General features: G+C 62.2%; 11 protein-coding genes. 8 read left to right on the forward strand and 3 right to left on the reverse strand.

The genetic code is table 11. The features are described 5' to 3' along the window. Together APH35_RS27355 and clpS are read right to left on the reverse strand one after the other, a co-directional pair. Positions 1-991, reverse strand: a 991-nt coding sequence (locus tag APH35_RS27355) for a Clp protease N-terminal domain-containing protein (protein WP_156341245.1), incomplete at its 3' end; no start/stop codon positions are given. 30 nt (positions 992-1,021) lie between these two features. Further along, positions 1,022-1,384: an ATP-dependent Clp protease adapter ClpS gene (gene clpS, locus APH35_RS27360; RefSeq protein ID WP_003251220.1), complete on the reverse strand. Its 363-nt coding sequence runs from the start codon at positions 1,382-1,384 to the stop codon at positions 1,022-1,024. A 230-nt stretch (positions 1,385-1,614) separates the two neighbouring features. Here clpS and cspD point away from each other — a divergent pair, with 230 nt between their 5' ends. Next, the gene (gene cspD, locus APH35_RS27365) at positions 1,615-1,869 is read left to right on the forward strand and encodes a cold shock domain-containing protein CspD (protein WP_012273217.1); all 255 of its coding nucleotides are present in this window, start codon (positions 1,615-1,617) and stop codon (positions 1,867-1,869) included. 71 nt (positions 1,870-1,940) lie between these two features. Here cspD and icd read toward each other — a convergent pair whose 3' ends face one another. Next, positions 1,941-3,197: an NADP-dependent isocitrate dehydrogenase gene (gene icd, locus APH35_RS27370; RefSeq protein ID WP_060493187.1), complete on the reverse strand. Its 1,257-nt coding sequence runs from the start codon at positions 3,195-3,197 to the stop codon at positions 1,941-1,943. 414 nt (positions 3,198-3,611) lie between these two features. Here icd and APH35_RS27375 point away from each other — a divergent pair, with 414 nt between their 5' ends. The 7 genes from APH35_RS27375 to APH35_RS27405 form a co-directional block, all read left to right on the forward strand. Next, the gene (locus APH35_RS27375; protein WP_012273219.1) at positions 3,612-5,837 is read left to right on the forward strand and encodes an NADP-dependent isocitrate dehydrogenase; all 2,226 of its coding nucleotides are present in this window, start codon (positions 3,612-3,614) and stop codon (positions 5,835-5,837) included. Positions 5,838-6,058: 221 nt separating this feature from the next. Beyond that, a complete protein-coding gene (locus APH35_RS27380; RefSeq protein ID WP_060515806.1) occupies positions 6,059-6,499 on the forward strand; it encodes an NUDIX hydrolase in 441 nt (146 codons plus the stop codon). Positions 6,500-6,558: 59 nt separating this feature from the next. Further along, positions 6,559-7,683 carry a tRNA 2-thiouridine(34) synthase MnmA gene (mnmA, locus tag APH35_RS27385; protein WP_012273221.1) on the forward strand — a complete coding sequence of 375 codons (1,125 nt, stop codon included), beginning with the start codon at positions 6,559-6,561 and terminating at the stop codon, positions 7,681-7,683. Next, the gene (gene hflD / locus APH35_RS27390) at positions 7,680-8,306 is read left to right on the forward strand and encodes a high frequency lysogenization protein HflD (protein ID WP_012273222.1); all 627 of its coding nucleotides are present in this window, start codon (positions 7,680-7,682) and stop codon (positions 8,304-8,306) included. Before mnmA ends, hflD begins: the two co-directional genes overlap by 4 nt. A 189-nt stretch (positions 8,307-8,495) precedes the next feature. Continuing rightward, positions 8,496-9,866 (forward strand): adenylosuccinate lyase, encoded by a 1,371-nt coding sequence (gene purB / locus APH35_RS27395; RefSeq protein WP_041166755.1) that lies wholly within the window; start codon positions 8,496-8,498, stop codon positions 9,864-9,866. An 81-nt stretch (positions 9,867-9,947) separates the two neighbouring features. Beyond that, positions 9,948-11,114 (forward strand): ribosomal protein uL16 3-hydroxylase, encoded by a 1,167-nt coding sequence (locus tag APH35_RS27400; RefSeq protein ID WP_012273224.1) that lies wholly within the window; start codon positions 9,948-9,950, stop codon positions 11,112-11,114. Beyond that, positions 11,107-11,434: GNAT family N-acetyltransferase (locus APH35_RS27405; protein WP_060493189.1), on the forward strand; the 328-nt coding region annotated here is incomplete at its 3' end. The genes APH35_RS27400 and APH35_RS27405, both read left to right, overlap by 8 nt.

Consider the following 11,434-nt stretch of genomic DNA (forward strand, 5'->3'; position numbering starts at 1 on the left):
ACTCCTGGAAGGTGGTCGAGCCGATACAACGGATTTCACCCGACGACAGCAGCGGCTTGAGCAGGTTGGAGGCATCCATCACCCCACCCGACGCTGCACCGGCACCGATGATGGTGTGGATTTCGTCGATGAACAGGATGGCCTGCGGGCGCTTGCGCAGCTCACCGAGCAGCGCCTTGAAACGCTTCTCGAAGTCGCCACGGTATTTGGTACCGGCCAGCAGCGCGCCCAGGTCGAGGGAATACACCACGCTCTGCGCCAGCAGGTCGGGCACCTGGCCGTCGACGATGCGCTTGGCCAGGCCTTCGGCGATGGCCGTCTTGCCCACGCCTGCCTCACCCACCAGCAGCGGGTTGTTCTTGCGCCGACGGGCAAGGATTTGCGCCACCCGCTCCACTTCCTGCTCGCGGCCGACCAGTGGGTCGATGCGGCCGGCACGCGCCAGCTCGTTCAGGTTGCTGGCATAGGCGTCCAGTGGGTTGCTCGAAGAGGAGGTTTCACCGCCCTCTTCGTCCTGCATTTCCTGGTCGCTTTCAGACTGCGAACCATGCCCTGGCACCTTGGAGATACCATGGGCGATGTAGTTGACCACGTCGATACGGGCCACGCTCTGCTGCTTGAGCAGAAACACGGCCTGGCTTTCCTGTTCGCTGAAGATCGCCACCAGCACATTGGCGCCAGTCACTTCGCGCTTGCCGGAGCTTTGCACGTGGAACACGGCACGCTGCAGCACACGCTGGAAGCCCAGGGTCGGCTGGGTTTCCCGGTCTTCGTCGTTGACAGGAATCAGCGGCGTTGTGGAGTCGATGAACTCTTGCAGGTCATGCTTGAGTTTGTCGAGATTGGCGCCACAGGCGCGCAGAACGGTCGCAGCAGCCTCATTGTCAAGGAGTGCCAGCAGCAGATGTTCGACAGTCATGAACTCATGACGCTTCGAACGGGCCTCCTTGAAGGCCAGATTGAGGGTGACTTCGAGCTCGCGGTTTAACATAGCTTCACCTCATACCCAAGTGGTCGGCGATTAACCGTCCTTCTCGATTTCACAGAGTAGCGGATGCTGGCTTTCCCTGGCGTATTGGTTGACCTGCATAGCCTTTGTTTCGGCGATGTCACGGGTAAACAATCCGCACACTGCCCGCCCTTCTGTATGGACGGTCAGCATGATCTTGGTCGCCAGCTCGCGGTTCAGACTGAAGAACGTCTCGAGCACTTCGACGACGAAATCCATTGGCGTGTAGTCATCGTTGAACAAAACCACCTTGTACATCGGTGGCGCCTGCAGGATCGGCTTGGCTTCCTGAACTGCAAGACCCGAGCCGTCGTCCTCATTCGATTGCGGGCGATCCTGATTGAATGTTAGTCGAATCTCACTAGGTGCATGCATGGAAAGAATTTCATCATGAGCGTCAGGTTAAGGTTGTGGGTTGACCGCACAGGCCACCGCCAGCGCAGGCGCCGCGTGACCTTGACTATCGGCAAAACGGTGTTACAACCAATAAGAACCCACCGTGGTCGATAAAGATCCGCGCAGTCAACCAGATTTTTCGCAAGGTTCGTATGCGGATGACGTGGATGATACTCCAGTGATGGAGTCCTTTGCAGAGGGACATAGGGATGGCAAGCGGTAAAGTCAAGTGGTTCAACAATGCCAAGGGCTATGGATTCATCAATGAGGACGGCGGAACCGAAGATCTGTTCGCACACTATTCGGCGATCCAGATGGACGGTTACAAGACGCTGAAAGCCGGACAAGCTGTGACGTTCAACATCATCCAGGGCCCGAAAGGCCTGCATGCGGTTGAAATCAAGGGCATCAACGTCAGCGCTTCAACGGGAGTACCGAACTCGCCCACGACCGCTAATGCGTGAACCCTGCTTTACTGCCGGTATACGAAAAAACCGGCCGCTTCTTTACAGGAAGCGGCCGGTTTTGTATTGCCTTACATGTGCTTGATCATTTCATCGCCAAAACCTGAGCTGCTCACCAGCCGGGCCCCCTCCATCAGCCGCTCGAAATCGTAGGTCACGGTCTTGGCCGCAATCGCGCCGTTGGTGCCCTTGATGATCAGGTCGGCGGCCTCGGTCCAGCCCATGTGGCGCAGCATCATTTCTGCCGAGAGTATCACCGAGCCCGGGTTGACCTTGTCCTGCCCGGCATACTTGGGCGCGGTGCCGTGGGTGGCCTCGAACATGGCCACGGTGTCGGACAGGTTGGCGCCCGGCGCAATGCCGATACCGCCCACCTCCGCCGCCAGGGCGTCGGACAGGTAGTCACCGTTGAGGTTGAGCGTGGCAATCACGTCGTACTCGGCCGGGCGCAGCAAAATCTGCTGCAGCATGGCGTCGGCAATGGCGTCCTTGACGATGACCTCGCGGCCACTCTTGGGGTTCTTGAACTTCATCCACGGGCCGCCATCGAGCAGTTCGGCGCCGAACTCGTCCCGCGCCACCTCGTAGCCCCAGTCCTTGAAGGCCCCTTCGGTGAACTTCATGATGTTGCCCTTGTGCACCAGGGTCAGCGACTCGCGGTCATTGTCCACCACGTATTGCAGGGCCTTGCGCACCAGGCGCTTGGTGCCCTCGCGGGATACCGGCTTGACGCCGATGCCGCAGTCCTGGTCGAAACGGATCTTGGTGACGCCCATTTCCTCTTTAAGGAACTTGATCACCTTGTTCGCCTCGGGCGAGCCGGCCTTCCACTCGATGCCCGCGTAAATGTCCTCGGAGTTCTCGCGGAAGATCACCATGTCGACGTCGCCCGGCTTTTTCACCGGGCTCGGCACACCCTGGAACCACAGCACCGGGCGCAGGCACACGTACAGGTCGAGCTGCTGGCGCAGCGCCACGTTGAGCGAGCGGATGCCGCCACCGACCGGGGTGGTAAGCGGGCCCTTGATCGACACCACGTAATCTCGCACGGCATCGAGGGTTTCCTGCGGCAGCCAGGTGTCCTGGTCGTATACCTGGGTGGCTTTTTCGCCGGCGTACACCTCCATCCAGGCAATCTTGCGCTTGCCGCCATAGGCCTTCTGCACGGCGGCGTCGACCACCTTGATCATCACGGGCGAGACATCGATGCCGATCCCGTCGCCCTCGATGTACGGAATGATCGGATTGTCAGGCACGTTGAGCGAATGGTCTGCATTGACGGTGATCTTGGCGCCGTCGGTCGGAACCTTGATTTTCTGGTATCCCATGCTTGCACTACTCCGCTGTCGGGTGTGGTTTGGACATCATGCGATGCAATGAGCCTAAACCACATCTGCCGACCTGCAAGGCATGCGACAACCCGCCACATTGCCGCTTAGTCTTTGGTCTTATAAATGGGCCGATATCACTTGGCCTTGCTGATTAGCCCGAATGGTTTGGTATACTCCGCCGCGACCGAAGGGTCATCGGGGCGAATCCCAGGAAAATGCGGACCGCCCTAGGCCATGAATGGCCACTAAGCCTGGGTTGTTACCGCAGCCCAGCACTTGACGCTCGACTGATGCATCCACCATCACCGCTCGCAGCCTCTCGACTTTCCGCTCATGGCGCTGCCAGGGCGATGCGCCTACCCTGCGCACCACGAGACTCGAGCACGCTCAGCACACAGAGAGTTAACCCGCATGCCCACCCGTTCCAAGATCATCTATACCTTCACCGACGAAGCCCCCGCCCTCGCCACCTACTCGCTGCTGCCGATCGTCGAAGCTTTCACAGCTTGCGCTGACATCGCCGTCGAAACTCGCGACATCTCCCTGGCTGGCCGTATCCTTGCCGCCTTCCCGGAGCAACTGGGCGCAGAGAAGCGAGTAGGCGATCACCTGGCGGAACTGGGCCAGCTGGCTACCACCCCTGAAGCCAACATCATCAAGCTGCCGAACATCAGCGCCTCGGTACCGCAGCTCAAAGCCGCGATCAAGGAACTGCAAGGCAAGGGCTTCAACATCCCTGACTACGCCGACGAGCCGGCCACCGCGGACGAGAAAGAGTCCCGCGCCCGCTACGACCGCATCAAGGGTTCCGCCGTGAACCCGGTGCTGCGCGAAGGCAACTCCGACCGCCGCGCGCCGCTGTCGGTCAAGAACTACGCCCGCAAGCACCCGCACAAGATGGGCGCTTGGGCCGCCGACTCCAAGTCGCACGTTGCCCACATGACCCAAGGCGATTTCTACGGCAGCGAGAAGGCCGCACTGATCGAAGGTGACGACAGCCTGCGCATCGAGCTGGTCGGCAACGATGGCAGCACCACCGTGCTGAAAGAAAAGACCGCCGTCAAAGCCGCCGAAATCATCGACTGCGCCACCATGAGCCGCAAGGCCCTGAAAGCCTTCATCGCCGAGCAGATCGCCGATGCCAAGGCTTCTGGCGTGCTGCTGTCGGTTCACCTGAAAGCCACCATGATGAAGGTCTCCGACCCAATCATGTTCGGCGTCATCGTCGAAGAGTTCTACAACGACGTGCTGGCCAAGCACGCCGCAGCACTGGCCGAAGTGGGCTTCAACGCCAACAACGGTATCGGTGACCTGTACGCCCGCATCAAGGACCTGCCAGCTGACAAGCAGGCCGAGATCGAAGCCGACATCCAGGCCCTGTACGCCGACCGCCCAGCCCTGGCCATGGTCAACTCCGACAAAGGCATCACCAACCTGCACGTGCCGAGCGACGTTATCGTCGACGCCTCGATGCCAGCCATGATCCGTGACTCGGGCAAGATGTGGAACACCGCTGGCGAACTGCAAGACGCCAAGGCCGTGATCCCGGACCGCTGCTACGCCGGCATCTACCAGGCCACCATCGAAGACTGCAAGAAACACGGCGCCTTCGACCCGACCACCATGGGCAGCGTGCCGAACGTTGGCCTGATGGCGCAAAAGGCCGAAGAGTACGGCTCCCACGACAAGACCTTCCAGATCAAGGCCGACGGCGTCGTGCGCGTGGTCGATGGCAAGGGCAACGTCGTGCTGGAACAGAACGTCGAAGCCGGTGACATCTTCCGCATGTGCCAGACCAAAGACGCTCCGATCCAGGATTGGGTCAAGCTGGCCGTCAACCGTGCCCGCCTGAGCGACACCCCGGCGGTGTTCTGGCTGGACCCGGCTCGCGCCCACGACGGTGTGATGATCGAGAAGGTACAGAAGTACCTGAAAGATCACGACACCACTGGCCTGGACATCCGCGTACTGGCTCCGGTCGACGCCATCAAGTTCTCCCTGGCCCGCATCCGCGAAGGCAAGGACACCATCTCGGTGACCGGCAACGTGCTGCGCGACTACCTGACCGACCTGTTCCCGATCATGGAACTGGGCACCAGCGCCAAGATGCTGTCGATCGTGCCGCTGATGAACGGCGGTGGCCTGTTCGAAACCGGCGCCGGCGGTTCGGCGCCCAAGCACGTACAGCAGCTGGTTGAAGAGAACTTCCTGCGTTGGGACTCGCTGGGTGAATTCCTGGCCCTGGCCGCTTCCCTGGAGCACCTGGGCAACACCTACGACAACCCGCGCGCCAAGGTTCTGGCCAACACCCTGGACCAGGCTACCGGCAAGTTCCTCGACACCAACAAGTCGCCGTCGCGCAAGGTCGGTGGTATCGACAACCGCGGCAGCCACTTCTACCTGACTCTGTACTGGGCTGAAGCCCTGGCCGCTCAGGCTGACGACGCTGCCCTGCAGGCACGCTTCGCACCGCTGGCAAAAACCCTGGCCGAGAACGAAGCGACCATCGTCGCCGAGCTCAATGCCGTTCAGGGCAAGCCAGCCGACATCGGTGGTTACTACGCCCCGGATGCCGAGCTGACCGCCAAGGTGATGCGCCCAAGCCAGACCCTGAACAGCGCCATTGCCGCCCTGTAAGGTTCGCTTGAAGTAACAGCAAAAACCCCGGCCACGCACCGGGGTTTTTGCTTTCTTAAAGTGCGTACACGGCTCCCTGTAGGAGCGGCCTTGTGTCGCGAAAGGGCTGCGAAGCGGCCCCAGGTTTTCGGCTTCGCAGCGGATATCGTCGGGGCCGCTTTGCGGCCCATCGCGACACAAGGCCGCTCCTACAGGACCCGCGCCAACCCTAGGAAATACTCATGTCCTGGCAACCCCACATCACCGTCGCTACCATCGTCGAACACGAAGGCAAGTTCCTTTTCGTCGAGGAGTTCAAAGCCAACCAGCACGTCTTCAACCAACCCGCCGGCCACCTCGAACCCTTTGAGACCCTGCCCCAGGCCGCCCTGCGCGAAACCCTAGAAGAAACTGCCTGGGAAGTCGAGCTCACCGGCGTTGTCGGCATCTACCTGTACACCGCCCCCAGCAACGGCGTGACCTACCAGCGCATCTGCTTCGCCGCCCGCCCTGTGCGCCACCACGAAGACCTCGCCCTGGACAGTGACATCGTCCGCGCCGTATGGCTGACCCGCGACGAGCTGCTGGCCGACCCCGCCCGCTGGCGCAGCGAGCTGGTGCCGCGCTGCCTCGACGACTATTTGAACGGCCCGCTGCATAGCCTCCAGCTGCTGCGCGACTGACGCGGCGCCACGGGTTTGATAGAATCGGCGTTTTTCCCCCTTGATCTACACCGGTACCCATGACCAGCCCAGCACTCAAAGACCCCGCCAAGACCCGCGTCATCGTCGGCATGTCCGGCGGCGTGGACTCTTCCGTCTCCGCCCTTCTGCTCATCGAGCAGGGCTACCAGGTGGAAGGGCTGTTCATGAAGAACTGGGAAGAAGACGACGGCACCGAATACTGCACCGCCCGTGAAGACCTGGCCGACGCCCAGGCCGTGTGCGACCGCATCGGCATCAAGCTGCACACCGCCAACTTCGCCGCCGAATACTGGGACAACGTGTTCGAGCACTTCCTTGAAGAATACAAGGCCGGCCGCACGCCCAACCCGGACATCCTCTGCAACCGCGAAATCAAGTTCAAGGCGTTTCTCGACTACGCCCTGTCGCTGGGTGCCGACCTGATCGCCACCGGCCACTACGTGCGCCGCCGCGACACTGGCGACCTCACCGAACTGCTCAAGGGCCTGGACCCGAACAAGGACCAGAGCTACTTCCTGCACGCCGTTGGCGGCAAGGAAATTGCCCGCACCCTATTCCCGGTCGGCGAGCTGGAAAAACCCGAAGTGCGCGCCATCGCCGAAAAACACGGCCTGGCCACCGCCAAGAAAAAGGACTCCACCGGCATCTGCTTCATTGGCGAGCGTCGTTTCAGCGATTTCCTCAAGCAGTACCTGCCAGCTCAGCCGGGTGACATCGAAACCACCGAAGGTGAAGTGATCGGCCGCCACCACGGCCTGATGTACCACACCATCGGCCAGCGGCAGGGCCTGGGCATTGGCGGCCTGAAGGATGCCGGTGACGAGCCGTGGTACGTGTTGCACAAGGACCTGACCCGCAATGTGCTGGTGGTTGGCCAAGGCAACGAACACCCATGGCTGTTCTCCCGCGCCCTGCTGGCTTCGGAGATTTTCTGGGTGAACCCGATCGACCTCAGCAGCCCGCGCCAGCTCACCGCCAAGGTGCGTTACCGCCAGAGCGACCAGCAGTGCACCCTCGAACTGACCGAAACCGGCTACCGCGCCGTGTTCGACGAGCCACAGCGCGCCGTCACCCCAGGCCAGTCGGTGGTGTTCTACGACGGCGAAGTGTGCCTGGGCGGTGGTGTAATCGAAGCTGCCGAGCCGTGGAGCCCGCGCGCATGAGCAACCTGCAGGAGCAATTGATTGCCCTGGGCGGCGTATTTCAGGCCGCTGTGCTGGTCGACCGCATTGCCCGCACCGGCCAGGCCAGCGAGGCCAATATCGGCTGCATGCTGGGCAGCCTGCTGGTACGTGACCCCAAGGACACCCTGGAGGTGTTCGGCGGTGACGACCTGAACCTGCGCGACGGCTACCGCGCGCTGGTCGGCGCCCTGGAGCGTGACCCCAGCAGCCTGCAGCGCGAGCCACTGCGCTACGCCCTGTCGATGCTGGGCCTGGAGCGCCAACTGAACAAACGTGGCGACCTGCTTGACACCATCGGCAATCGCCTGCCGCAAATCCAGTCGCAGGCCGAGCATTTCGGCCTGGTTCACGAAAACGTCATCGCTTCCAGCGGAGCCTTGTACCAGGACACGCTTAGCACCTTGCGCCAGCGCATCCAGGTGCACGGCGACATGCGTTTCCTGCAGCAGGCCAGCAACGCGTCGAAGATTCGCGCCCTGCTGCTGGCCGGCATCCGTGCCGCGCGCCTGTGGCGCCAGCTGGGTGGACACCGCTGGCAGTTGGTGTTCAGCCGTCGCAAGTTGCTGAACGAACTGTACGATATGATGCGCACACCGTCCTGAAGAAAAACGCCGGACTTGTAGGAGCGGCCTTGCGTCGCGAAAGGGCTGCGCAGCAGCCCCAGAATCGCCGCCCCAGCATAGGTTGCCGGGGCCGCTGCGCGACCCTTTCGCGACGCAAGGCCGCTCCTACAGGCATTTTTCATGTATGATATGCGCCCTTCCAAAAGCCTGACTGTCCGAGAACACCCCATGCAGCTTTCTTCGCTCACTGCGGTTTCCCCTGTAGACGGCCGTTATGCCGGCAAAACCCAGGCCTTGCGCCCCATCTTCAGCGAATTCGGCCTGATCCGTTTCCGCGCCCTGGTCGAAGTGCGCTGGCTGCAGCGCCTGGCCGCCCACCCGCAGATCGGCGAAGTGCCGGCGTTCTCCGCCGAAGCCACCGCCCTGCTGGACAACCTGGCCAGCGATTTCAAGCTGGAACACGCCGAGCGCGTGAAGGAAATCGAGCGCACCACCAACCACGACGTCAAGGCGATCGAATACCTCCTCAAGGAGCAGGCCGCCAAGCTGCCTGAGCTGGCAAAAGTCAGCGAATTCATCCACTTCGCCTGCACCAGCGAGGACATCAACAACCTGTCCCACGCCCTGATGCTGCGCGCCGGCCGTGACGACGTGCTGCTGCCGCTGATGCGCCAGATCGCCGACGCCATCCGCGCCCTGGCCCACGCCCACGCCGATGTGCCGATGCTGTCGCGCACCCACGGCCAGCCGGCTTCGCCGACCACCCTGGGCAAAGAGCTGGCCAACGTCGTGTACCGCCTGGAGCGCCAGATCGCCCAGGTTGCCGCCGTGCCGCTGCTGGGCAAGATCAACGGCGCCGTGGGCAACTACAACGCCCACCTGTCCGCCTACTCGCAAATCGACTGGGAAGAAAACGCCCGCGCCTTCATCGAAGACGAGCTGGGCCTGCAGTTCAACCCGTACACCACCCAGATCGAGCCGCACGACTACATCGCCGAGTTGTTCGACGCCATTGCCCGCTTCAACACCATCCTGATCGACTTCGACCGTGACGTGTGGGGCTACATCTCGCTGGGCTACTTCAAGCAGAAGACCGTTGCCGGCGAAATCGGCTCGTCGACCATGCCGCACAAGGTCAACCCGATCGACTTCGAAAACTCCGAAGGCAACCTGGGTATCGCCAACGCGCTGTTCCAGCACCTGGCCAGCAAGCTGCCGATCTCGCGCTGGCAGCGTGACCTGACCGACTCCACCGTGCTGCGCAACCTGGGCGTGGGCTTTGCCCACAGCGTCATCGCCTATGAAGCCAGCCTGAAGGGCATCGGCAAGCTGGAAGTCAACGAAGCCCGCATCGCCGCCGACCTGGACGCCTGCTGGGAAGTGTTGGCCGAGCCGATCCAGACCGTGATGCGCCGCTTCAACATCGAAAACCCCTACGAGAAGCTCAAAGAGCTGACCCGTGGCAAGGGCATCACCCCTGAAGCGCTGCTGACCTTCATCGACGGCCTGGACATGCCAGCCGACGCCAAGGCCGAGCTCAAGCTGCTGACCCCCGCTACCTACATCGGTAACGCGGCAGCCCAGGCCAAACGCATCTAAGCTGACCGTCGCGTACAACGCCCGGCCTGGCCGGGCGTTTTTATTCCCGGACGAAAATTACGTTTTTTCAATAGGTTGAACATGAATCCTGATACTCCACTGCAGCTGCTCGGCGGCATCTCGGCCCGCGAATTCATGCGCGACTACTGGCAGAAGAAGCCGCTGCTGGTGCGCCAGGCCTTCCCGGACTTCATCAGCCCGATCGACCCCGACGAACTGGCCGGCCTGGCCCTTGAAGACGAAGTCGAGTCGCGCATCGTGCTGGAGCACGGCGCCCACCCATGGGAACTGCGTCGCGGCCCGTTCAACGAAGACACCTTCGCCGAGCTGCCGGAAAAGGACTGGACCCTGCTGGTACAGGCCGTGGACCAGTTCGTCCCGGAAGTGGCCGAGCTACTGGAAAACTTCCGCTTCCTGCCCAGCTGGCGCATTGATGACGTGATGATCAGCTTCGCCGCCCCCGGTGGCAGCGTCGGCCCGCACTTCGACAACTACGACGTGTTCCTGCTGCAGGGCCACGGCCAGCGCAACTGGAAGATCGGCCAGATGTGCAGCAGCGACAGCCCGCTGCTGGAGCACGCCGACCTGCGTATCCTGGCCGAGTTCGAGCAGAGCGAAGAGTGGACCCTGGAACCCGGCGACATGCTCTACCTGCCACCGCGCCTGGCCCACTACGGCGTGGCCGTGGACGACTGCCTGACCTACTCGGTAGGCTTCCGCGCACCTAGCGCCGCCGAAGTGCTGACCCACTTCACCGACTTCCTGGGCCAGTTCCTGCCCGACGAAGAGCGCTACAGCGACGCTGACGCCCAGCCAGCCAGCGACCCGCACCAGATCCAGCACGACGCGCTCGACCGCCTCAAGGCGCTGCTCGACAAGCACATGGGCGACAAGGACCTGTTGCTGACCTGGTTCGGCCAATTCATGACCGAGCCGCGCTACCCGGAGCAGATCGTCGGCGAAGAGCTGAGCGAGGAAGAGCTGATCGACGCCCTTGAACAAGGCGCCATCCTGATCCGCAACCCGAGCGCACGCCTGGCCTGGTCGGAATTCGAAGACGACCTGTTGCTGTTCGCCAGCGGCCGCAGCTGCCCACTGCCGGGCAAATTGCGCGAGCTGCTGAAGCTGGTATGCGCGGCCGACGCCCTGCACATCGACAACCTGGCAGACTGGCTGCAAGACGAAGATGGCCTTATGCTGGTACAGCAGTTGGTCAAACAGGGAAGTCTGGGATTCGCCAATGAATAAGATCAGCGTTCGCCTCGCCGACTGGCAGAAAGACAACGCCGACATTCGCCGTATCCGGGAAGCGGTGTTCATTGCCGAGCAGCACGTGCCACCAGAGCTGGAGTGGGACTCGGATGACCCGACCGCAGCGCACTTCCTGGCCCAGGAAGGCGACTACCCGATCGGTACTGCCCGCCTGCTGCCTGACGGCACCATTGGCCGGGTATCGGTGCTGAAGGACTGGCGCGGGCTGAAGGTGGGTGACGCGCTGATGAATGCGGTTATCGACGAAGCGCAGAACCGCGACCTGAAGCAGCAGATGCTCAGCGCCCAGGTACACG

Source organism: Pseudomonas sp. NBRC 111132 (assembly GCF_001320565.1).
GTDB classification, from domain to species: domain Bacteria; phylum Pseudomonadota; class Gammaproteobacteria; order Pseudomonadales; family Pseudomonadaceae; genus Aquipseudomonas; species Aquipseudomonas putida_P.